General features: G+C 69.2%; 25 protein-coding genes. 19 read left to right on the top strand and 6 right to left on the bottom strand.

Going from position 1 to position 22,452, the window contains the following annotated elements:
• The first annotated feature begins 8 nt into the window (after positions 1–8).
• Positions 9–653 carry a pyridoxamine 5'-phosphate oxidase gene (pdxH, locus tag E0H50_RS08650; protein WP_238150848.1) on the top strand — a complete coding sequence of 215 codons (645 nt, stop codon included), beginning with the start codon at positions 9–11 and terminating at the stop codon, positions 651–653.
• On the opposite strand, the gene E0H50_RS08645 is transcribed toward pdxH, so the two are convergent.
• Positions 599–2,776 (bottom strand): MMPL family transporter, encoded by a 2,178-nt coding sequence (locus tag E0H50_RS08645; protein ID WP_131286111.1) that lies wholly within the window; start codon positions 2,774–2,776, stop codon positions 599–601. The two genes, pdxH and E0H50_RS08645, sit on opposite strands and share 55 nt — an antisense overlap.
• Positions 2,777–2,890: 114 nt before the next feature.
• On the opposite strand from E0H50_RS08645, the gene E0H50_RS08640 reads away from it, so the two are divergent.
• From E0H50_RS08640 to E0H50_RS08625, 4 genes are all read left to right on the top strand, one after another.
• Positions 2,891–3,610 (top strand): TetR/AcrR family transcriptional regulator, encoded by a 720-nt coding sequence (locus E0H50_RS08640; protein WP_131286110.1) that lies wholly within the window; start codon positions 2,891–2,893, stop codon positions 3,608–3,610.
• Between the two features lie 272 nt (positions 3,611–3,882).
• Positions 3,883–4,176, top strand: coding sequence for a hypothetical protein (locus E0H50_RS08635; protein WP_238150847.1), 294 nt, complete (start codon positions 3,883–3,885; stop codon positions 4,174–4,176).
• The gene (locus tag E0H50_RS08630) at positions 4,176–5,144 is read left to right on the top strand and encodes an SPFH domain-containing protein (RefSeq protein ID WP_131286108.1); all 969 of its coding nucleotides are present in this window, start codon (positions 4,176–4,178) and stop codon (positions 5,142–5,144) included. Before E0H50_RS08635 ends, E0H50_RS08630 begins: the two co-directional genes overlap by 1 nt.
• 4 nt (positions 5,145–5,148) lie before the next feature.
• Complete coding sequence (locus E0H50_RS08625; RefSeq protein WP_131286107.1) at positions 5,149–5,754, top strand: CGNR zinc finger domain-containing protein; 606 nt, start codon at positions 5,149–5,151, stop codon at positions 5,752–5,754.
• Here the strand turns inward: E0H50_RS08625 and E0H50_RS08620 are convergent.
• Positions 5,751–6,461 (bottom strand): hypothetical protein, encoded by a 711-nt coding sequence (locus E0H50_RS08620; protein WP_131286106.1) that lies wholly within the window; start codon positions 6,459–6,461, stop codon positions 5,751–5,753. The genes E0H50_RS08625 and E0H50_RS08620 overlap by 4 nt on opposite strands.
• Before the next feature lie 238 nt (positions 6,462–6,699).
• Here E0H50_RS08620 and E0H50_RS08615 point away from each other — a divergent pair, with 238 nt between their 5' ends.
• The 6 genes from E0H50_RS08615 (at position 6,700) to E0H50_RS08590 (ending at position 12,691) form a co-directional block, all read left to right on the top strand.
• Positions 6,700–7,335 (top strand): TetR/AcrR family transcriptional regulator, encoded by a 636-nt coding sequence (locus tag E0H50_RS08615; protein ID WP_131286105.1) that lies wholly within the window; start codon positions 6,700–6,702, stop codon positions 7,333–7,335.
• A gap of 148 nt (positions 7,336–7,483) precedes the next feature.
• Positions 7,484–8,428, top strand: a complete 945-nt coding sequence (locus E0H50_RS08610; RefSeq protein ID WP_238150846.1) for an ROK family protein — start codon at positions 7,484–7,486, stop codon at positions 8,426–8,428.
• Positions 8,425–9,555 carry an N-acetylglucosamine-6-phosphate deacetylase gene (nagA, locus tag E0H50_RS08605; protein ID WP_131286104.1) on the top strand — a complete coding sequence of 377 codons (1,131 nt, stop codon included), beginning with the start codon at positions 8,425–8,427 and terminating at the stop codon, positions 9,553–9,555. The genes E0H50_RS08610 and nagA overlap by 4 nt, the downstream gene beginning before the upstream one ends.
• On the top strand, positions 9,543–10,457 hold the full coding sequence (locus E0H50_RS08600) for a 1-phosphofructokinase family hexose kinase (RefSeq protein ID WP_202868068.1): 915 nt from the start codon (positions 9,543–9,545) through the stop codon (positions 10,455–10,457). Before nagA ends, E0H50_RS08600 begins: the two co-directional genes overlap by 13 nt.
• Before the next feature lie 8 nt (positions 10,458–10,465).
• On the top strand, positions 10,466–11,302 hold the full coding sequence (locus E0H50_RS08595; RefSeq protein ID WP_131286103.1) for a class II fructose-bisphosphate aldolase: 837 nt from the start codon (positions 10,466–10,468) through the stop codon (positions 11,300–11,302).
• 99 nt (positions 11,303–11,401) lie between these two features.
• Positions 11,402–12,691 (top strand): APC family permease, encoded by a 1,290-nt coding sequence (locus E0H50_RS08590; protein WP_337590367.1) that lies wholly within the window; start codon positions 11,402–11,404, stop codon positions 12,689–12,691.
• Here E0H50_RS08590 and E0H50_RS08585 read toward each other — a convergent pair.
• From E0H50_RS08585 to E0H50_RS08570, 4 genes are all read right to left on the bottom strand, one after another.
• Positions 12,657–13,706 (bottom strand): ABC-2 transporter permease, encoded by a 1,050-nt coding sequence (locus tag E0H50_RS08585; RefSeq protein ID WP_131286101.1) that lies wholly within the window; start codon positions 13,704–13,706, stop codon positions 12,657–12,659. The genes E0H50_RS08590 and E0H50_RS08585 overlap by 35 nt on opposite strands.
• Positions 13,703–14,581 carry an ABC transporter ATP-binding protein gene (locus E0H50_RS08580; protein ID WP_131286100.1) on the bottom strand — a complete coding sequence of 293 codons (879 nt, stop codon included), beginning with the start codon at positions 14,579–14,581 and terminating at the stop codon, positions 13,703–13,705. Before E0H50_RS08580 ends, E0H50_RS08585 begins: the two co-directional genes overlap by 4 nt.
• Positions 14,578–14,970 (bottom strand): GntR family transcriptional regulator, encoded by a 393-nt coding sequence (locus tag E0H50_RS08575; protein WP_165547043.1) that lies wholly within the window; start codon positions 14,968–14,970, stop codon positions 14,578–14,580. The genes E0H50_RS08580 and E0H50_RS08575 overlap by 4 nt, the downstream gene beginning before the upstream one ends.
• A 72-nt stretch (positions 14,971–15,042) precedes the next feature.
• Entirely contained in the window at positions 15,043–16,353 is a 1,311-nt protein-coding gene (locus E0H50_RS08570; protein ID WP_131286098.1) for a cryptochrome/photolyase family protein, read from the bottom strand.
• Positions 16,354–16,418: 65 nt separating this feature from the next.
• Between E0H50_RS08570 and E0H50_RS08565 the strand changes: the two genes are divergently transcribed.
• From E0H50_RS08565 to E0H50_RS08530, 8 genes are all read left to right on the top strand, one after another.
• Entirely contained in the window at positions 16,419–16,712 is a 294-nt protein-coding gene (locus E0H50_RS08565; protein ID WP_131286097.1) for a hypothetical protein, read from the top strand.
• A 47-nt stretch (positions 16,713–16,759) separates the two neighbouring features.
• Positions 16,760–17,473, top strand: coding sequence for an iron-dependent transcriptional repressor DtxR (locus E0H50_RS08560; protein WP_131286964.1), 714 nt, complete (start codon positions 16,760–16,762; stop codon positions 17,471–17,473).
• A 73-nt stretch (positions 17,474–17,546) separates the two neighbouring features.
• Entirely contained in the window at positions 17,547–18,326 is a 780-nt protein-coding gene (locus E0H50_RS08555) for a class I SAM-dependent methyltransferase (RefSeq protein ID WP_131286096.1), read from the top strand.
• 43 nt (positions 18,327–18,369) lie between these two features.
• A complete protein-coding gene (gene pabB / locus E0H50_RS08550; RefSeq protein ID WP_131286095.1) occupies positions 18,370–19,746 on the top strand; it encodes an aminodeoxychorismate synthase component I in 1,377 nt (458 codons plus the stop codon).
• On the top strand, positions 19,743–20,441 hold the full coding sequence (locus E0H50_RS08545; protein ID WP_131286094.1) for an aminotransferase class IV: 699 nt from the start codon (positions 19,743–19,745) through the stop codon (positions 20,439–20,441). Before pabB ends, E0H50_RS08545 begins: the two co-directional genes overlap by 4 nt.
• Positions 20,442–20,593: 152 nt before the next feature.
• Positions 20,594–21,499 (top strand): SPFH domain-containing protein, encoded by a 906-nt coding sequence (locus E0H50_RS08540; protein ID WP_131286093.1) that lies wholly within the window; start codon positions 20,594–20,596, stop codon positions 21,497–21,499.
• Between the two features lie 7 nt (positions 21,500–21,506).
• Positions 21,507–21,716 (top strand): type II toxin-antitoxin system antitoxin, encoded by a 210-nt coding sequence (locus E0H50_RS08535; RefSeq protein ID WP_131286092.1) that lies wholly within the window; start codon positions 21,507–21,509, stop codon positions 21,714–21,716.
• Positions 21,709–22,440, top strand: a complete 732-nt coding sequence (locus E0H50_RS08530; RefSeq protein ID WP_131286091.1) for a GOLPH3/VPS74 family protein — start codon at positions 21,709–21,711, stop codon at positions 22,438–22,440. The genes E0H50_RS08535 and E0H50_RS08530 overlap by 8 nt, the downstream gene beginning before the upstream one ends.
• Positions 22,441–22,452 lie beyond the last annotated feature (12 nt).

Genomic DNA, 22,452 nt, shown 5'->3' with positions numbered 1-22,452 from the left:
CTCGAAGCGTGGACCTTGCGGAGATGCGGCGTACGTACGGGCTCGGTGAGCTGCTGGAGAGCCAGGTGGCTTCCGACCCGGTCGTGCAGTTCCAGACCTGGCTCGAGCAGGCGAGGGGAGCCGGCCTGGCCGAGCCCAACGCCATGGTGCTCGCAACAGCCGACCAGCACGGGCGTCCGTCGGCGCGGACCGTGCTGCTGAAGCGCGTGGACGAGCGTGGGCTCGTCTTCTACACCAACCAGCAGTCCCGCAAGGCCGACGACCTCGCTGCCAACCCGCACTGCGCCCTGGTGTTCCCGTGGCACGCGATGGAACGGCAGGTCCGCATCGAAGGCACGGTTGCGAAGCTGCCCGGCGACGAGGTCGACGAGTACTTCGCCAGCCGTCCGCGGGAGTCACAGCTCGGCGCGTGGGCGTCGCAGCAGAGCCAACCGGTGGAGTCCCGCGAGGAGCTGGACCTGCAGTACGAGTCGTACGAGCGGCAGTGGCCGGACGGCACCGAGATCTCCACGCCGTACTTCTGGGGCGGCTACCTGGTGGCCCCGGAGGCGTTCGAGTTCTGGCAGGGCCGCACCGGCCGTCTGCACGACCGCTTGGCCTACCGCCGGACCAGCTCCGGCGGCGACTGGGAGCTCTCGCGGCTCCAGCCCTGAGGCTCCTCCCGGAAGCCGTGTGACTTCCACCAGCGCGCCAGCGGCGCCGGCGCCCACCAGTTCGCGCGACCCAGGAGCCGCATCGTCGCCGGCACCAGCAACGCCCGGACGATCGTCGCGTCCAGCGCGATCGCGATCACCAGCCCGACGCCGATCATCTTCACGAACACGATGCCCGACGTGGAGAACGCCGCGACCACGATGATCAGCAGCAACGCCGCGCTGGTGATGATGCCGCCGGTCCGCTGCAGCCCGAGCGCGACGGCCTGGGTGTTGTCGCCGGTCCTGTCGTACTCCTCCCGGATCCGGCTGAGCAGGAACACCTCGTAGTCCATCGACAGCCCGAACAGGACGGCGAACAGCAGCACCGGGTTGGTCGCGTCGAGGAACCCGGCCGGCGTGAAGTCCAGCAGCCCGGACAGGTGCCCGTCCTGGAAGATCCACACCATCGCGCCGAACGCCGCCGACAGCGACAGCACGTTCATCAGCAGCGCCTTCGCCGGCAGCACGAACGAGCCGAAGGCAACGAACAGCAGCAGGAACGTCACCACCACGATGAATCCGGCCATGTACGGCGCCCGCTCCTTCAGCACATCGAGCAGGTCGATCACCGCCGCCGTCTCACCCCCGACCTGTACGTCGGTCCCGGACGGCGCAGGCACCGCACGCACCCCGTGGACGACGTCCCGCGCCGGCAACTCCTGTGCGGTGAAGCGAGTGTGTACGACGACCGATGCGACGCCGTTCTCGTACCCACCGAGCCGCACGTTCTCGACGTCGCGCACCTGCTGCAGTCCGGCGATGTACGGCGCCAACGCCGCCGAAGGATCACCCGGGGCAGAGGAGAACCGCACCGCCGCGTAGATGTCCGACCCGCCCGCTCCCGGGAAGTCGCGCTGCAGCGTTTCGGTCACCGTCCGCGAGGTGGCGCCGGAGGGCAACGACCGGTGGTCGACCCCGCCGAGTTGCGCGCTCAGGAACGGAATGCCGAGCACGAGCAGCACCGGGACGAGGACGACGACGTACCGCACCGGGCGTTTCATCACACTGTGCGCCAGCCGATACCAGGCACCGTGCTCAGCAGCCGAACGCCGGGGCTTGAAGATCCGCAGGTTGTTCACCCGGTGGCCGAGGACCGCGAGCAACGCCGGCAGCGCGGTCAGGGCCGCGATCATCGCGATCGCCACCGCGGCGGCGCCGCCGTACGCCATCGACTTCAGGAACATCACGGGGAACAGCACCAGGCTGGTGATCGCCACCCCGACCGTCACGCCGGAGAACGCCACCGTCCGCCCGGCCGTCGCCATCGTGGTCGCCAGCGCCGTCTCGACGTCGTTGCCGCGGGCAAGTTCTTCGCGGAACCGGGTGACGATGAACAAGGCGTAGTCGATGGCCAGCCCGAGACCGATCATCGTGACGATGTTGATCGAGAAGATCGACACGTCGGTGATCGCCGACAGGCCGCGCAGCAGCACGAACGAGCCGAGGATCGCGAGCGCCCCGACGAACAGCGGCAGCGAGGCGGCGACCAGGCCGCCGAACACCACCACCAGCAGGATCAGCACGATCGGCGTCGAGATCGTCTCGGCCTTCACGATGTCGTGCTCGGTCTGCGTGTTCACCTCGTCGAAGACCGCGACCTCGCCGCCGACCTTCGTGTCCAGACCGGCCGGCCCGGAACGGACCTGTGAGGCGATCTTGTGGAACGTGTCCAGCCGGTCCTCGGGCGTCGCACCGGCGAGCGTGAGGACGGCGTACGTGCTGTGCTGGTCCTTCGAGACGAACACCGGCGACTTGGTGCTCCAGTACGTCGACACAGCGGTCACGTCGGCGGTCGGCAACGCGGCCAGGTCGCCCTCGACCGCTTGCCGGAACGACGGATCGGCCACGGTCCCAGACGGGTTGCGGTAGAGCACGATCACGTCGGTGCCGGTGCGGCCGACGTTCTGCTCGATGGTCTTGACGGCGTTCGCTGCCTCGGTGTCCGGCGCGTCGAAGCCGCCGTTGGCCAGCGAGCCGAACACGCCGGTGCCCCAGACGACGCCGAGGGCGACGAAGACACCGGTCAGGGCGAGCACCAGACGGCGCCGCCGGTAGGCGAAACGGCCGAGCGTCTCGAACACGAAACTGTCCCCCAGGGCGTAGATTGAGCGGCAGGAGCTGGAGTGAACAGCGTTAACTGTTAACGGTGTTCACTCTACGGTCGTGCCCCGTGGCAATGTCAAGGAGAGTTTTCGGTGGAGTTCGGTGGGAGCCGGGACAGGCGGCGAGCGGCCACGGTCGCGGAGATCAAGTCGGCGGCCCGCCGGCTGCTGGTTTCCGGCGGTACGGCGGCCGTCGGTCTGCGGGCCGTCGCGCGGGAACTCGGCCTCACGCCGCCGGCCCTCTACCGGTACTTCCCGAGCCACGAGGCCCTGATCGGCGCCCTGATCGCGGACCTGTACGACGAACTCACCGCGGCCCTGATGGACCTGCAGACCACCGACGACGAGGACGTGGATCTCGGCGCCCGGCTGTACCTGCTCGCCAACGGACTGCGGGACTGGGGACTGACGCACCCGGCGGAGTTCGCGCTGCTGTTCGGTACGGCGGTGCCGAGCCCGGACGCGGCGGACCACGAGGAGACCCCGGGCCATCAGGCGGCGATGCGCTTCGGGTCGGTGTTCAAGGAACTGGTGGCGCAGATCTGGCACTGGAAGCCGTTCCCGTACCCGCCCGACGAGGTCCTCGGGTCCGAGCTGGTGGCCCAGCTCACCCAGGAGTCGGAGCACTTCGGCGGGATGCCGGCCGGTGCGATCTACCTGTCGCTCACGTACTGGACCCGGCTCTACGGTCTGATCTGCATGGAGATCTTCGGCCAGCTGCACTGGGTCCTGCCCGACGCCGCGGCGTACTTCGAGGCACAGCTCTACGAGATCGGCCAGGCGCTCGGGCTCGACTGCCCGGCGCCGGAATAAGAGAAGCCTGCGGGCGCTTCCAGAGACACGACCGGGTGGCCGAACTCAGGGTCAGGCGGACTACCTGACTGCCCGCAGGCCCGGTGGCTGGCGTTGGTTTCGGCCGACCACTTGCCCACTTAACTGTGGTTGGCGGTTAGCCCGCCGCCACCTCACGAGTCCGATAGCAATTCATGCGTTGGACCACCTCCCTTCGCGTGTACTGCGAACTTACTGCCACTCGCTGGAGCCTTCAACAGAATTTCGCGCTGAGATGAACCACAATCGACGGCATGATCAGACTCGGACTGCCGGCGATCGTGTTGCTGATCGGTGCCGCCTGGTTCGCGTGGTCCTCGTACCGCCGGGCCGTCAGCGCGGAGCGGGCACTGGCCACGCTGAACGCCGAACATCGGGCGCTGATGCAGGAGGTCAGGGCACTGGAGCGGGCAGTCGCGGCTGCGGAGCAGGGTCTACGTACGCTCAGCTCGCATCCGTCGGTGCCGCGGGACGTCGCGGTCACCGCCGACCTGACCCTCGCCGACGTACGGCGACTGGTGGAGAAGCACAAGGAGCTCGACGACTGATGGCAAAGCTGGGGAACGCTGCTGCGGCGCTCAAGCCCAAGGGGGGCGGCAAGGCGAAGGTGATCGGGATCCTGGTCCTGATCGTGATCGGGATCATCATCCTGTTCAACATCTTCAACTTCGCGAACACCGACGCCAACCGGATCGGGCTGCACTACGGCGGCGGCGTGATCGAGGACAAGAAGTTCAAGTCGGTGATCCCGCCCGGCTCGACGAACAAGCTGATCGGGCCCGGCGACACGCTGTACACGTACCCGACCGACCAGCGCTCGTACATCATCGGCGGCGACGGCGCCGACACGGACGCCGCCGACGAGGTCACCGTGGTCAGCAAGGACAACGTCCGGCTCGGGGTCCGCGTCCAGGTCTACTTCACGCTGAACCGCAACAAGGACGTGCTGAAGTCGTTCCACGAGCGGATCGGTCTCAAGACCGAGGCGTACGAGGAGAGCGGCTGGAACGAGATGCTGCAGAGCTACTTCCGCCCGCAGATCGACCGGGCGCTGTCCGCGGTCGCCACCAACTACGGCTGGGCGGAGCTCTACAACAACGAGAAGATGAAGTCGGCGTTCCAGTCCGCGGCGGCCAAGGAGTTCACCCGGCTGCTGCCGGCCGCGGTCGGCGGCGACTACTTCTGCGGCCCGGGCTACAACGGCAACAACGACTGCGGCGAGCTGTCCTTCACGGTCCAGAAGCCGATGCCGCTGGACAAGGGCATCATCGACGGCCTGGAGGCCAAGCAGCGCGCGGAGCTCGCGAAGGCGACGCAGGAGCAGAAGAACCAGCAGGTCAACGTCGAGCTGCAGTCGGTCAAGCAGCAGGTCGCGATGCTCGGGGCGCAGGGTTACCTGCTGAAGACCGCGATCGAGTCGGGCAAGATCCAGTTCATGGTCATCCCGCAGAACGGCAATGTCAGCATCCCGGTGCCGACCACAGCCACCACCCAGCCCACGACACCGGCCCGGTAGCTGGATGAGCGCGTTGCCGTCCCACCTCGAGCTGGTGCAGGGCGTCGTCCTGCCCAAGCCGGTCGGCGCGCATCCGGTGCTCGACTTCGTCAACACCCGGTCCGAGTGGACCACCCGCGGCGCCGCCCGGACCGAGTGGCTGACGTCGTACGAGGCCTTCCTGATCTGGAGCTCGTACGTCGGCCTGGTGCCGCCGGCGACCGTGTTCCGGCTGATCGAGCGGGCCGGGAGCAGCCCGGCCGAGGTGGGACGGCGGCTGCGGACCACGCTCGATTTCCGCTCCGAGCTGTACGACGTACTCACCGGGCAGGCGACTGATCACACCTTCGAGGCGGCGGCCCGGCTGATCGAGAAGGCCTCCGCGCGGCGGCACCTCGTGCGCGCGGCGGAGGGGCCGGTCTGGGAGCTGCCGGAGGATCCGGAGCTCCCATTGCACAAACTCGCGTTGCTCGCGGGCGAGCTACTGACCGGCTCGTCACGCGAGCACGTGCGGACCTGTCCGTCGTGCGGCTGGCTGTTCCTCGACGCCCGGGGCCGGCGTCGCTGGTGCTCGATGGCCACCTGCGGCAACCGCGCCAAGGTCCGCGCCCACGCCGCCCGCGCCCGCTAGTTGAAGGCTGCCGGGTCGACCGTGATCCAGGTGTGCTTCGCGCGGGCGAGGACCCGGCCGTCGGCGTCGTACAGGGTGCTCGCGGTGAACGTCTTGCGGCCGTCCTCGCCGAGGTAGCGGCCGAGCGCGACGCATTCCTCGCCGGCCTCCGGGCGCGCGTCGACACACGCGGTCAGCTGGCCGAGCACCGACGGGCGTCCTTCGAGGTCGATCGTCCAGCCGCCGGGGCAGTCGAGCGCGGCCCACAGGAACACCTCGTCGACCAGCCCATCGGTCGCGAGGTCCGCGGCCGGCGTCCAGGTGCACGCAGTACGGCCGCCGCCGATCGGGCCGGGTTGCAGGCGCAGACCGTGCTGGTTCGCCGGCCCGCACACGAAGCAGCTCGGGAACGGGTGGTCGTGCAGCCCGCGGTACGACGCCTCGGCCGCGCGAGCCTCCTCGGGCAGCACCGGATCGATCGTCGCGTCGGCGAGGAACTCACTGTCGACGGGCACCGCCTCTGCCACCACAGCGTCACCGTCCGTCAACCGGCCGGCGGCCAGTTCGAGGTCCTTCTCCAGCGGCGGAGGCATCCGCAGAGTCACCTTCGGCACCGCCTCCGGCCCGAGACCGGCAGCCAGCGCGGTCCCGACCAGACCGGCGACGTACCCGCCGTTGCCCGACCTCTCCGGCCCCTGAAATCGCCGCTCGACCCGCACGAAAGTCATGGCCCAAGACCCTAAAGCACTCACGGGAATCACTCGTTTGCGTACGGGCTGTGGCGGAGGTGTGAACGCGCAGGGTGATGGGAAGAAAGGGGTTTCAGAGAAATCTGAGGATTTCTCGGAGACAACTGAGCTGAGCCCTCCAGTTCAAACGACCGTTTGAACTATGCTGACTGCAGGCTACTGCGCGTGAGCAGGTGGGGTGCCTGCGCGAGCAGTAGCTGGGGGGAAGGAGAACTCTGTGGAGACACCGGTCGAAACGACCCGGGAGAGGTTGCTCAACGTCGCCGAGCAACGATTCGGAGAAGGGGGTTACGAGGGGACATCGCTGCGCGCCATCACGGTCGCCGCGGCAGCCAACATCGCGGCGGTCAACTATCACTTCGGCTCGAAAGAAGCCCTGCTCCGCGCCGCCGTGGCGCGGGCGATGGCGCCGGTCAACGCCGAAAGGCGGCGCCGGCTGGACCAGTTGGAGGCGGGCGCTCCGCCGACGCCGGAGGCGCTGATCCGGGCCTTCGTCGAGCCCGGACTGGATCTCGTACTGCGCCGCGGTGAACGCGGCGCGCTGATCGCACGGTTCATCGGCCGGATCGCGTTCGATCCGAGCCGCCGGATCCGTGAGTTGTACGCGGTCGAGTCCGAACCGATCGAGAGTAGGTACCTGGCGGCGCTGCAGAAGGCGCTGCCGCAGGCGTCACCGGACGCGGTCGCGTTCGGGTACGTGAACATGCTCGGGCTGCTCGCGCTGCATCAGTCGCAGGCACTGTCCCCGACGCCGGGTGCCGCCGGCGTTCAGGACACGGCGGACCCGAGCGAGCTGGCCGAGAACCTGGTCACCTTCCTGGTGGCCGCGTTCGACCACGGCCTGCGTTCCTGACAGCTGGGAACCGTGGATTCCCTGCCCACGGTTACCGGTCAGCGGCTGGGACCAGATCGGACCAGATTGCGCACTGGGCCGTGTGAGTTTGTCCGGATTCTGCTCATGGATGTTCGGACTGCCAGGTAACGCTGCATAATGGCGCTCCGTGGACCCCTGTGAAGTCGTGGTTGCCGTCGACCTCGGTGGAACCCGGATGAAGTGCGGCCTGGTCGCCGCCGACGGTGCCGTGCTGCACCGCGAGACCAGGCCGACGCCCCGGGCCGACGCCCGGGACGGTGGCCGTGCCGTGCTCGACGCCCTGCTGGAGACCGTCGTCGAGCTCAGCCAGAAGGCGACCGCGGAGGGTCATCGCGTGCGTGCGATCGGTGTCGTCGTCCCCGGTGTCATCGACGCCGAGCACGGCACGGTCGGCGCCGAGAACCTCGAATGGACCGGTACGCCGGTGCTCGCCGAGCTGAAGGCCGCGGTCGGCGACGGGGAACCGATCGTGCTCGCCCACGACGTCCGCGCCGGCGGGTACGCGGAACTGCGGCACGGCGCGCTGGCCGGCACCACGAACTCGATGTTCCTCCCGCTCGGCACCGGAATCGCGGCCGCGATGATCGTCGACGGCTCGCTGGTCAGCGGCGACGGGTACGCCGGTGAGCTCGGCCACTCCAAGTTCATCCACGGCGACGCCGCCGAACTCTGCGCCTGCGGCCAGTGGGGCTGCCTCGAGACGGTCGCGTCCGCTGCAGCGCTGGCCAGGCGGTACGCCGCCCGCACCGGACGGACCGTCGACGGCGCCCGCGAGGTGATGGAACTGCTCGCGGCCGGGGACCCGGACGCTGCCCAGGTCTGGCACGACGCGCTGGCCGCCCTGGTCGACGCGCTGGTGCTCTACACGACCCTGGTCGCCCCGACCCGGATCGCGATCGGCGGCGGTCTGGTGGGTGCCGGCGAGACCCTGCTGCAGCCGCTGCGCGAGGGCGTCCACGCGCGCCTGACGTTCCAGCGCGAACCTGAGATCGTGGCGGCGGTGCTCGGCGAGGAGGCAGGCATGCTCGGCGCCGCGCAGATGGCCTGGGACCGTGCAGAGGAGGATCAGTGACCACGTACCGCGTGGGCCGGGTGGTGACACCCGACGAAGTGCTGGAGAACGCCTGGATCCAGGTGGAGGGCGAGGACATCCGCGCGTTCGGGCGGCGCTCCGAGGGGATGCCGGCCGACGGCAAGCGCCCCGAGGACCTCGGTGACGTGACCGTCGTACCGGGCTTCGTCGACGTCCACACGCACGGCGGCGGCGGGTCGTCGTACTCGACCACCGATCCGGACGAGGCGCGCAAGGTCGCGGCCTTCCACGCCAAGCACGGTACGACGACCTCGCTCGCCAGTCTGGTGACAGCGTCGCTCGACGAACTGGTCGACCAGACCGCATGTCTGACGGAGCTGATCGCCGACGGCGTCATCGCGGGCGTGCACCTCGAAGGACCCTTCCTGTCCGAGGCGCGCTGCGGCGCGCACGAGCCGTCGTTGCTGCGGCCGCCGCTCAAGGACGATGTCGCCAAGGTGCTGAGCGACGCGGTCAAGATGGTGACGATCGCGCCGGAGCTCGAGAACGGGCTGGACGCGATCCGCCAGGTCGTCGACGCCGGCGCCATCGCCGCGCTCGGGCACACGGATGCGACGTACGAGCAGATGATCGCGGGCGCCGACGCCGGCGCGACCGTGGCGACGCACCTGTTCAACGGGATGCGGCCGTTCCACCACCGCGACCCGGGTCCGGTCGGCGCCGCGCTGAACGACGAGCGGCTGCTGCTCGAGGTGATCAACGACGGCATGCACCTGGATCCGCAGGTGGTCCGGGTCGCGCTCGCGGCGGCCGGAGTGAACCGGATCGCGCTGATCACCGACGCGATGGCCGCGACCGGGATGCCGAACGGGCGGTACCTGATCGGGAGCCTCGAGGTCGATGTCACGGACGGTCTCGCGACGCTCGTCCACGGCTCCCACTCGATCGCGGGCAGCACGCTCACCATGGATGTCGCGTTCCGGAACGCGGTGACCGCCGGGACGTCGCTGGTGGACGCGTCGCGGATGGCGTCGACGACGCCGGCGCAGACGTTCGGCTGGTACGACGTGGGCTCGATCGAGACCGGGAAGCGGGCGGACCTGGTGCTGCTCGACGACGAGTACGCCGTCCAGAAGGTGATGCGGGCCGGGTCGTGGCTGGACTGATCGGGACCGTCACGCTCAACCTCGCGCTGGACGTCACGTACGAGGTCGACGAGCTGCGGGTCGGCGGGAGTCATCGCGTCGACCGGATCCGGCGGCGCGCGGGCGGGAAGGGCGTGAACGTCGCGCGGGTGGCGGCGACGCTCGGTCACCAGGTGCTGGTGCTCGGATTCGTCGGCGGGGTCACCGGTGAACTCGTTGCCGAGGAACTGTTCGACGCCGGGCTGACCGCGCTGCTCACCCCGATCGTCGGCGAGACCCGCCGTACCGTTGCCATCGTCAACGATGTGGACGGGGACGCGACGATCTTCAACGAGGCCGGGCCGACGGTGACCGCGGACGAGTGGCGTGCGTTCGGCGACCGGATGCCGTGGGGCCGGCTCGGCGTGCTCGCGTGCTCGGGCAGCCTGCCGCCGGGACTGCCGGCCGACGCGTACGCCGAGATCGCGGTCCGCGCCCGCCACCACGACGTACTGACGGTGATCGATGCGGGCGGTGCTGCGCTGAACGCCGCCGCGCGAGCTGGTGCGATCGTGCGTGCGAACTCCGCCGAACTGCGGGCCGCCGTTGGCGACGTAGAGGTCGAGGAGGGCGCGTCGGAGCTGGTCGCGCTCGGTGCGACCGCGGCGGTGATCACCGACGGCGCGCGCGGAATGGTTGCCGCTAGCAAGAAGGGTGTCTGGCGGGCGTCGCCGGTCGAGACTGTCCGCGGCAATCCGACCGGGGCGGGCGATGCGTGTACGGCGGTCGTCGCCGCGGCGATCGCGGAGGCACCGGAGCCGGACTGGTCCGTCGTACTCAAGTCCGCTGTCGCCGCGTCCGCTGCCGCTGTGCTGACACCCGTTGCCGGAGACATCGACCTGGCCGCTTACCGACGGTGGCAGCCTCAAGTGACTGTGAACTAGGAGGACTCATGCCGTTGGTATCCGGTGCCGAGGTCGTGCTGGCCGCGGCCAAGGCCGGTCGTGGAGTCGGCGCGTTCAACGTGATCCAGCTGGAGCACGCGATCGCGCTGATCGCCGGTGCCGAGCAGGCCGGCGCGCCGGTGATCCTGCAGATCAGCGAGAACGCGGTGAAGTACCACGGCGCGCTCAAGCCGATCGGCGTCGCGACCCTCGCCGCGGCGGCCGCCGCCACGGTGCCGGTCGTCGTCCACCTCGACCACGCGATGGATCGGGACCTGGTCACCGAGGCTGTCACGCTCGGGTTCACGTCGGTGATGTACGACGCGTCCAAGCTCGAGTACGCCGACAACGTCGCGGCGACCACCGAGGTGACGGCGTTCTGCCACGATCACGGTGTGTTCGTCGAGGCCGAGATCGGCGAGGTCGGCGGTAAGGACGGCGTCCACGCGCCCGGCGCGCGTACCCGTCCCGACGAGGCCGTCGCCTTCGCCGAGGCGACCGGTGTGGACGCGCTCGCCGTCGCGGTCGGGTCCTCGCACGCGATGACCGAGCGTACGGCGACGCTCGACTTCGACCTCATCACCCGCCTCCACGAGGCCGTCGCCGTACCGCTGGTCCTGCACGGCTCCTCCGGCGTCGCGGACCCCGACCTGACCCGCGCGGTCGAGGCCGGCATGACCAAGGTCAACATCGCCACCCACCTCAACAACGTCTTCACCGACAAGGTCCGCCAGATCCTCGCCGACAACCCCAAGTTGGTCGACACCCGCAAGTACCTAGGCCCAGCCCGCGACGCCGTAGCCACCGAGGTCGCGCGCCTCCTCACCGTCCTGAAGGCGGTCTAAGGCTGGGAGACATCGCGCGGGTGCAGGTCTATCGTTGGGGCGACGGTTCGGCCCACTTCCACGTCTGACTCCCCGAAGCCCCCAAGGAGAACGTCGCCAATGCCGAAGCCAAGATCGCGACGTCCATGGCGCAAACCAACTGACATGAACACACAACAAGCGCAGTTGGCGCGGCGGTTGGGCGTGGCGGATGCGGTGGTCATTGGGGTTGGGTCGATGGTTGGGGCCGGCGTGTTTGCCGTGTGGGCGCCGGCTGCGCAGGTGGCTGGGTCTTGGCTGTTGGTCGGTCTGCTGATAGCGGCGATCGTTGCCTACTGCAACGCAGCGTCGTCCGCGCAGCTGGCTGCGGTCTACCCCGTGTCGGGCGGCACCTATGTCTACGGGCGTGAGCGCCTAGGCGAGTGGTGGGGCTTCGCAGCCGGCTGGTGTTTCGTGATCGGCAAGACTGCTTCCTGCGCCGCGATGGCACTGACCTTCGCAACCTACGTCACCGACATCAACTGGCTGCGGCGCCTCATCGCCCTCGCAGCGGTCCTCGCACTGGCAGCCGTCAACTACCGAGGCGTGACCAGGACGGCACGCCTCACCAGAATCCTCGTCACCTGCACCCTCGTCGTACTGGCCCTAGTGCTAATCGTCCTCTTCACAGCCACCCCGCAGCACCACGAGACGGCAAGCACCTCGCCGTACGGCGTTCTGCAGTCGGCCGGACTGTTGTTCTTCGCGTTCGCCGGCTACGCGCGGATCGCCACCATGGGCGAGGAGGTCCGGGAGCCGGCGAAGACCATCCCGCGGGCGATCCTGATCGCCCTGGTCATTGCCATTGGCATCTATCTAGCGGTCGCGCTGGCGCTGCTGCGGACCGGCGACCCCGCGTCGACCACGGCGCCCCTCGCGTCCGCGGTCGACGGGGTCGGTGCGGTCTGGGCGGTACCGGTCGTCCGGATCGGTGCCGCCCTCGCCAGCCTCGGCGCCCTGCTCGCCCTGATCGCCGGCATCGGCCGCACCGCGCTCGCCATGGCCCGCAATCGCGACCTGCCCACCTGGCTGGCCGCCGTACATCCCCGCTACCAGGTCCCGCACCACGCCGAGCTCGCGCTCGCCGCGGTGGTCGGGATCCTCGTGCTCACTACCGATCTGCGCAGTGTGATCGGCTTCTCGTCGTTCGGTGTCCTGCTGTACTACGCGATCGCGAACGCGTCCGCCTTCACGCAGCCGGCCGATCAGCGTCGCTGGCCGCGCGCCGTCAACGTGATCGGCCTGACCGGATGCGTCGTCCTCGCGGTCACTCTCCCGTGGACGTCGGCGGTCGTCGCCGCGGCCGTCCTCGCCGTAGCCCTGCTGGTACGGCGTCTTACGAGAGGTCGCGCCGGATCCGCCAGAAGCTGAATCCGCTGAGCAGCACCGCGAGCGCCAGGAAGAACCCGAACTCACGCCACTGCAGCGCCCAGAAGGTGTCCGCGGTGAAATACTTGACGTGCTGCCGGTAGCCTTCGTCCGCCAGTCGCTGGAAGCAGGCCGTCCGCGTCGCGTCGGACGTGTGTTCCTGTGACACACCGGGAGGCGGTGCCGGCGCGCAGTCCATGGCCCAGTCCGGCAGCGTGCTCACTTCCGCGCCCGACTTGTCCACGGTCCGGTCGTAGAGCTTCCAGGCGCCCACCGACCCGCTTGCGACTTCGATCTGTTTCACCCGCGCATCGCTCTCCGGTCCGCTGAGCATGAATCCGCGGACGTTCTCGGCGGACGCGACGAGGTACTTGTCCGTCGGTGCCATCAGGTGCGGCCGGATGAACGTCGGTGCGAGGACCTGCACCAGGATCACGACCGCCAGAGTGACGGCGAGCGCGACCACGGTACGGCGTACCACCAGTCCGACCGCGACACCGAGCGCGAACGCGAACGCGGCGTACCCGACCGGCACCAGCCCGCGGGCGCCGAACGTGACCGGGAACATCCGCGGCAGGTAGATGTTGGAGTCCTGGCCGGCGTTGATCGCGTCGTCGATCGGGTCCGACCACCACGTCACCGCGAGGCTGAGCAGGCCGGTGACCGCGACCGCTCCGAGACCGGTGAGCCCGAGCTTGACGGCCAGCCAGCGCCGCCGCGAGATGCTCTGGTTCCACACCAGCCGGTGCGTGCCGGTCTCCAGTTCGCGGGCGATGAGCGGCGCGCCCCAGAAGGCGCCGACGACCGGCGGGACGACATACGGCAGGACGATGCCGACCTGGTATAGCAGCGGGTCGAGTCGTTCGAGGGCGAGGTTCTTGATGAAGTTGTCGGCCAGTCGACGGTAGTCGTCGAGCAGGCCCGGGCCCGTCACCGCCAGGACGATCGCGGCCGCGACGATCACCGACGCGACCACCAGGAACTGGACGCGGAACTGCCGCCAGGTCAGCCAGATCATCGCTGCACCTCCAGGACCGGTCGCTCGGGCTGGACATCGCGGCCCATGTAGGCCAGCACCAGGTCCTCGAGCGTGAGTTGGGTGACCGTCCAGGCCGGATCCAGGATCGGCTGGCCGGTGCGGATCAGGTACGTCGACTGCCGGTCGGTGTGGCTCGCCGTCACCACGTGCTGGTCGCGCGGCAGGTCCTTCTGGTCCCGGCGCGGGCCGGTCAGCCGGAAGTGCGTCGCCAGCAACGTGTCGATCTCGCCGCTGACCTGGACCCGCGAATCCACCAGCACGATCAGGTAGTCGCAGGCCCGCTCGACGTCGGAGACGAGGTGCGAGGACAGCAGGACGCTCAGCTCCTGCTCGGCGACCGCCTCCATCAGGTCCTGGAGGAACTCGCGCCGGGCGAGCGGATCGAGCGCCGCCACCGGCTCGTCGAGGATCAGCAACTCGGGGCGCTTGGCCAATCCGAGCGTGAGCGCGAGCTGCGCGCGCTGACCACCGGAGAGCTTGCCCGCTCGCTGTTTCGGATCGAGCTTCAGGTGTTGGATCCGCCGCTGTGCCAGGGATTCGTCCCACGCCGGGTTCAGCCGTCGACCGAGCCGCAGGTGGTCCGCGATACTCAACCGCGCGTACGTCGGCGTGTCCTGCGCGACGTACCCGACCTTCGCCTGCTGCGCGCCCGCCGGCGCGCCCAGCACCTCGACGGTCCCCGCACTGGGCGTCAGCATCCCCACGGCCAGATTCAGCAACGTGCTCTTGCCGGCCCCGTTGGGCCCGACCAGCCCGACCACATGCCCGGCCGGAACCTCCAGATCACAATCGGTCAGCGCCCAGCGCCGACCGTATTTCTTCCCCAGCCCGTGGGCCTGCAGAACTGTGTTCACGCTATGTCCTCCTGAGCGGCGGACCGAAAGGTTGTCAGGAACAACGCCTCGATGCTTTCGTCGTCGAGGCCGGCTTTGCGGGCCTTGGTCAGCCAGCGACGGAGGTCCTGGCGGAGCGGGCCGTGCGCGGCGAGCGTGTTGTCGGTGAGGGTGCGGGTGACGAACGTGCCGCGGCCGGGCCGGGCCTGTACCAGGCCCTCGTGCTCGAGCTCGCGGTACGCCTTGAGCACGGTGTTCGGGTTGATCGCCAACGCCGCCACGACGTCTTTCACTGTCGGCAGCTGGTCGCCCTCCCGCAGCAGTCCGAGCCGCAACGCGTTCCGGACCTGCTGAACGATCTGCTGGTACGGCGAGACCCCCGACCGGCCGTCCAGATGGAACTCGATCATCCATAACCCCATTCATCTAGTTACCTAGCACTATAGGGGTATGAACAAGTGCTGCGTCAAGAAGGCGGTGGATCAGCGAATCGCGTCGTACCTGCGCAGGGACTCGCGGCGGGCCTCGCCGTGGTCGACGATCTGGTCCGGGTAGCCTTCGGCGCCGCCGTGCTTCCACGGCTCGTGCGCCGCCTTGCCCGCAAGGTCCCGCAGCTCGGGGATCCAGCGCCGGACGTAGTCACCGTGCGGGTCGAACTTCAGTCCCTGGGTGATCGGGTTGAAGATCCGGAAGTACGGCGCGGCGTCCGCACCGCAGCCGGCCACCCACTGCCAGTTCAGCGAGTTCGACGCGAGATCGCCGTCCCGCAACGACTGCATGAACCAGCGCGCGCCGTACTTCCAGTGCACATGCAGATCCTTGACCAGGAACGACGCGACGACCATCCGGACGCGGTTGTGCATGAACCCGCTGCCCGCGAGCTGCCGCATGCCCGCGTCCACGAACGGGAAGCCGGTGCGGCCCTCGCGCCAGGCGTCGAACAGTTCGTCCGGCTCGTCGTACTGCATCTTCTCGAACTCGGGCCGCAGCGGCTTCCACGCCGCCTCCGGGTTGCGCGCGAGCAGGTCGGCGCAGAACTCCCGCCAGGCGAGTTCACGCGCGTACGCCTGCGCACCGTCACTGCGCTTGTGCGCCAGATCGGCAAGCATCGTGCGCGGGTGCAGTTCGCCCCACTTCAGCGGGATCGACATCCGCGACGTGCTGTCCAGGTCGGGACGATCGCGCTGGTCGTCGTACTCGCCGACGCTCTCGAGGTAGTCCGCCCACCGCTCGCGCGCCCCCTCCTCGCCCGCACCGTCGGCGTCACCGTCCGGCAGTTTCTCGCCGTCCGCCCGCACCCACGTGATCTTCGACGGAGCCTCCACCGGCTGGCGCCATCCGTGCTCCATCCAGGCTTTGTAGTACGGGGTGAACACCATGTACGAGCGCCCTTGCTGGTTGAGCACCCGGCCCGGAGCGATCGCGTACGGCGAACCCGTGCGTACCAACGGGCACTTCAATGAGGCTTCAACTTCTTGATCGCGCTGCTGTCCGTACGGCGCATAGTCGGACGCGACGTGCACACTCGCAGCGTCGACCTCTTTCGCCACCGCTGAAATGATCTTCGCCGGATCGCCCTTGCGCACCACCAGCCGCCCGCCCATCGACTGGGACAGGCTGCGCAGCGACGCCGCCAGGTGTTCGCGGCGTGGATCGCCGGACCGCTCCCAGAGCACCGGATCGAGCACGAACACGCCGAGCACCTGCCCGTCACCCGCCGCGACCGCATCCAGGAGCGCGGGGTTGTCGGTCAGGCGGAGGTCACGCCGAAACCACATCACTGCTGTGTTCATTGCTACATCCTGTTGCCCACCTGGTTGAAAGCAAACTGAAAGCGATCGCTTGTTTGATGATTGCCATGAACAAGCAACGGATGATCGGGATCGCCGCCGCCGGAGTACTGGCCGCCGGTGGAGTGACCGTCGTGACGACCATGACCGGCCCGGCGCCCGCCAGCGCCGCGGACAACTGCCACTACGAGCCGAGCGGCAACCCCTGGAAGCACGTCTGCCTGAAGGGGCCGCACCGCTTCAAGTCGCAGTGCAACATGATGCGCAACGACATGATCCGGCGCGGGTACGGCGTACTGTCGTGCCGTTGGGAGACCTACAACGCCGGCAGCGGCTGGTACTTCTGGTACGGCAGCAACTGAGGCGGGGCGCCGGCCGAATTGGGTAAGGCTTGCCTCAATAGGTGAGAATGGTTGTCGTGACCGACCTGATCGATACCACCGAGATGTACCTGCGGACCGTCTACGAACTGGAAGAAGAAGGCATCGTGCCGCTGCGGGCGCGGATCGCCGAGCGGTTGCACCAGTCCGGGCCGACGGTCAGTCAGACGGTCGCGCGGATGGAACGCGACGGTCTGATCAAGGTGGAGGGCGACCGCCACCTGGAGCTCACCGACGTCGGCCGCAAGCAGGCGACCCGGGTGATGCGCAAGCACCGCCTGGCCGAGCGGCTGCTGGTCGACGTGATCGGGCTCGAGTGGGAGGACGTGCACGCCGAAGCCTGCCGTTGGGAGCACGTGATGAGCGACGCGGTCGAACTGCGCCTGCTCCAGCTCCTCGGCAACCCGACCGAATCGCCGTACGGCAACCCGATTCCGGGCCTGGAGGAGCTGCAGAAGGACCACCAGGCGAGCGACATCGGGGAGTTCCGGGTCGGGGTCGAGCCCCTGGACCAGGTGCTCGACGCGGCCACCGGGGAGAGCGTGCGGGTGCTGGTGCGGCGGATCGCCGAGCCGGTGCAGACCGACGACTTCGCGATGGCGGTCCTGCGCCGCGCCGGGGCACTGCCCGGCCGTGAGGTCGACTCCACCCTGGACGCCGAGGGCGTCCTGGTCGGGAGCCGCGAGGCCGGCGGTGTGATCACCGACGAGACCGCGGGTCACATCTTCGTCAGCCGCGTCTGACAGTTCAACTCTCTGTTAACGCAGTGCACCCGATGCGGTACATCGGGTGTGCTGCCGGTAGCGTCGGGCCGCGATGTCTGAGAATCCTGTCGACTGGCCGCAGTACCTGCGGGAGTTCCATACCGCCGCCCCGGGCAGCACCGAGGCGTTGCTGTCCCGTGCGGTGGCCGGCGATCACACGCCGTACCGCTGGCTCGTCCGTGCTGTCTCGGGCGAGGCGCGCAGGGTGCTCGACCTGGCCTGCGGCAACGGGCCGGTGGCGCGGGAGCTGTACGGGCGGTGGGTCGTGGGGGTCGACAACAACGCGGCCCAGCTCGCCGGTGCGCCCGGTCCGCGGGTGCAGTCCGACGCGCGGCACCTCCCGTTCGCGAACGAGGTGTTCGACGTCGTCACGTGCTCGATGGGCCTGATGGTCCTGCAGCCGCTGCCGGACGTGCTCGCGGAGGCGGCACGGGTACTGCGGCGGGGCGGCGTACTGGCCGCGATCGTGCCCGCCGTCCGGCCGCTGCGGCGCGGTGACATCCGCACGCTCAGCGGTCTGACCACGAGGCTGCGGTCGACGCCGCAGTTCCCGGCCGGTGGTGAGATCACCGAGCTGAAGGATCAGCTGAAGCACGCCGGGTTCGACGTGATGGAGAGTCAGCGCGAGCGGTACGTGTACATGATCCACAGCCGCGACGACGCGATGCGGCTGGTGAACGCGCTCTACCTCCCGGGTACGCCGGACGTCCGCCGGGACACCGCGGCGGCCTGGCTTGCGGACCGTGCCGAGTCCAAGGACGGGCTCGAGGTCGCGATCCCGATCCGCCGGATCACCGCGATGCGGACCAAGGTGGCGCTGACCACGTCCTGATCCGCGCGCCCAGGAATCGGTCCCGGCTCGGTACCGTGTGCCTGTGAGTGCGTTGCGCTGGTCCATCCGGACGCTCGACCGGGCGCTCGACGGTGAGACTGTCTACCGCGAGCTGCTGGCCGCCGAGCCGGTCGCGTACTGGCTCGACGGCAGCCTGAGTATCACCGACCGCGCACGGCGCCATCCCCCCGGCCGAGTCTCGATCCTCGGTACGACGACAGACGACGTCATCACCCGGGACGTGACCGACGGCGACGTGTTCGCCGAGCTGAACGAGCTGCTGGGAGCCCGCGCCGCCGAGCCGCCGCCCGAGCTGGACGGGCTGTTCTGCGGTGGGTACGTCGGGTACTTCGGCTACGAGCTGAAGGCGCTGACCGGGGGAGCGGCCGCCCACGAGGCGCCGACGCCGGACGCGCTGTGGATCTGGGCGAACCGGTTCGTCGTCATCGACCACGACCACGACCGCACGTACCTGGTGGCCCTCGGCGACGGCGAGGACTGGCTGGACCGGGCTGAAGAGGCCGCGTCGAACTGGTGGATGGGCAGCGTCGACGCCCCCGCGATCTCCCGGCTCGACCTCGAAGCGCACCTGGAGCAGGACCGCGCGACGTACCTGGCCGGAATCGCGCATGTCCTGGCGGAGTTGGAGGCCGGCCAGACGTACGAGGTCAACCTGACGAACCGGGTCCGCCTGCCCGCGGTCCAGGACCCGTTCGAGTTCTTCCGCTGGCAGCGATCCGCGAATCCGGCGCCGTACGCCGCCTTCCTGCGGTCCGGCGATCTCGCGGTGGCGAGCTCGTCGCCGGAGCGGTTCCTGACCGTGGACGCGGACGGCTGGGCCGAGTGCCGGCCGATCAAGGGGACCGCGCCGCGCGATCTCGACCCGGCGCAGGACCAGCTCGCGGCGAAGGCACTGGCCGAGGACGACAAGACCCGCGCCGAGAACCTGATGATCGTCGACCTGATCCGCAACGATCTCGGGCGGGTCAGCGTGCCCGGGACCGTGAACGTGCCGCAGCTGATGCAGGTCGAGAGCTATCGCACCGTGCATCAGCTGGTGACGACCGTTCGCGGGCGGCTGCGGTCCGGGGTGACCGCGGTGGACGCCGTCCGGGCGTGCTTCCCGCCGGGGTCGATGACGGGCGCGCCGAAGATCCGCACGATGCAGATCATCGACGCGTTGGAGGAGAGCGCGCGCGGGGTGTACTCCGGTGCGCTCGGCTACCTGACCGTAGACGGGCGGGCGGACCTGAGTGTGGTGATCCGGACAGCGGTACTGACACCGGACGAGACCGTGATCGGGGCCGGGGGTGCGATCGTGCTCGATTCCGACCCGGTCGCGGAGTACGACGAAATGGTGCTGAAGGCAATGGCTGCCGTCGGCGGACAGAGTCGACAAGGAATGGGTGGGGGAGCATGACGGAACTGTTGGTGGCGGATTCGTTTCTGGTTGCCAATGGCAAGGTTCGCGGTCCGGAGCTGCACCGGGACCGGTTCGTCCGGTCGTGTGCCGCGGCCGGGGTGGCCGCGGAGCGGTTCTGGGACGAGCAGATCGGGCGATTGCCCGGGTTCGGGCGGTGGTTCCCGCGGTTCGAGCTGAAGGCGCCGGGGGAGCTGGCGGTGCAGTTGCGGCCGGCGCCGCCGATCGGTGGCCGGGTGCGGGTCGCCGTACACGCCGGACCGGACCCGCGGACGGCTCCGCGGGTGAAGGGGCCCGACCTGGAGCTGCTCGGCAAGTTGAAGGAATCCGCGGCCGACCGCGCCGACGAGATCCTGTTGCTGGACGCCGACGGGACGGTGCTCGAGGCGGCGTACTCGGCCGTCGTGTGGTGGGAGGACGACACCCTCTGCTTCCCGGAGCCCGACCGCCCGCTGCTCCCTTCGGTCACAGCCCAACTGCTCCGCCGAATCGCCGCCGCCCAGGGCGTCAAGGTCTCCGAGCACTCGCTCACCCCCGAAGCCCTGCAGAACACCACCGAGGCCTGGCTGGTCAACGCCCTCCACGGCATCCGCCCCATCCACGCCTGGGGCCCCTCCGCCATCGACCCCCTCCCGAACTCCCACTCCGCCCTCTGGCAGTCCCACCTGGAATCGCTGGCCACCCGCCTGCCCTGACGTCCCGCATTTCGTGGGTTGACGTCCCAGATGCAGGGTTTGCGTCCAGGATCCCGGACGCAAACCCTGCATCTGATGGGTGGACCCACGAGAGGTGTCTTGTAAATGTGATATCACTTTGCTACCTTGGAGCAATTCGAGAGGAGCTTGTGATGGTGGATGTCGCGGTGGAGATGCCGGCGCCGAAGGTGACCGAGCGCGTGGGGCGGGAGCTGAACGGGTGGCCGATCGCGGCGCTGGCGTTCGTGCTCACGGTGGTTGGTGTGCTGGTGTTCGTGGTCGGCGCCGGGAACAGCAACGGCGTACTGATCACGCTCGGGATCCTGGTGTTCCTGGCCGCGCTGATCCTCGCGGCGGGACTGACCCCGGTGTCGCCGGGGCGGGCCCGGGTGCTGCAGATCCTCGGACGGTACGCCGGGACGATCCGGACCGACGGTCTGCGCTGGGTGAACCCGATCTCCTCGCGGCGTGAGGTCTCGACCCGGATCCGCAACCACGAGACGGCCGTTGCCAAGGTCAACGATGCCGACGGCAACCCGATCGAGATCGCCGCGGTCGTGGTGTGGCAGGTCGAGGACACCGCGCAGGCGATGTTCGAGGTGGACGACTTCGTCGAGTTCGTGGCGATCCAGACCGAGACCGCCGTCCGGCACATCGCCAACAGCTACCCGTACGACGTACACACCGACGAGGGCGGGATGTCGCTGCGGGACAGCACCGACGAGATCACCGAGACGCTGTCGGCGGAGATCGGCGCCCGGGTGCAGGCGGCCGGTGTCCGGGTGATCGAGTCCCGGATCACGCACCTCGCGTACGCGCCGGAGATCGCCCAGGCGATGCTGCGCCGGCAACAGGCCGGTGCGGTCGTCGCGGCCCGGCAGCGGATCGTCGAAGGGGCGGTCGGCATGGTCGAGCTGGCGCTGGACCGGCTGTCGGAGCACGAGGTCGTCGAACTCGACGAGGAACGCAAGGCGACGATGGTCAGCAACCTGCTGGTGGTGCTGTGCGGCGATCGCGACGCGCAACCGGTGGTCAACGCCGGCTCCCTCTACCAGTGAGTTAGCGGTGCCTGTCGAACGGAAGAAGATCCTGCTTCGGCTGGATCCCGCGGTGCATGACGCGCTCGCCCGGTGGGCGGCGGACGACCTGCGCAGCACGAACGCCCAGATCGAGTTCCTGCTCCGCCGTGCGCTGGCCGACGCCGGTCGGCTGCCGAGCGGTGTGACGAAACAGCGTGGTCCGGGCCGCCCGTCCAAGGAGGACAACGATGAGTAGAGCTGTGGTGACGCCGCTGCGGCGGCCGGAACGCTCGGCGTCGGCCCGGCAGCCGGCGCGGCCTCGGAAGACAGTTGCGCTTGGCAACGCGGCGGCCCCGGATTCCTTGGCGGCAAGGCTTTTTCTGCTGGCCTACGATCCGGAGCGCGGACGGCTGACGGCCCGCTCGAAGCTGGGGAAGCTGCTGCGCGCGGCAATCCTGGTCGACCTGCAACTCAGCGGCCACCTGGAAGACGACAACGGCCGAGCCCGCCTCACGACGCGTGCGTCGGCCCCGGTGGATCCGGTGGTTGCTGGGGTGCTTGCGGAGTTGCGGGCGGTGGGGCCTCGGCGGTGGCGGCGTTGGATTGATCGGCGGGGTGGGGTGACCGTTCGTCAGGTTCGGGACGAGCTTGCCCGGGCGCATCTGATCAGGGTCGAGCCGTACCGCGTGCTCGGCATCTTCCCATCGGCCCGCATCACCCTGCGCCACCCGCTGGTACGCCGCCACATCCTGCAGAGCGCCCGCGATACCCTCCGACCGTCCCGCCTCGTCTCGCGCGTCGACCTCCGCGACGCCGCCATCGTCGTACTGGCGTCCACAGCGGATCTCCGCACGGTCGTCACGAAGGACCAGCGGACCCGGCACAAGGACCGCCTGGCCCAGCTCGCAGTCCGCGTCGGTCCCGTCGTACCGGCCCTGAAGAAGTCACTCCAGCAGGCCCAAGCCGCTGCCGGAGGCTGACCCGCCAAGGGT

Origin of the sequence: Kribbella sindirgiensis, assembly GCF_004331435.1 — a bacterium.
Lineage (GTDB): Bacteria > Actinomycetota > Actinomycetes > Propionibacteriales > Kribbellaceae > Kribbella > Kribbella sindirgiensis.
This window is presented reverse-complemented; position numbering and strand designations above follow the sequence as displayed.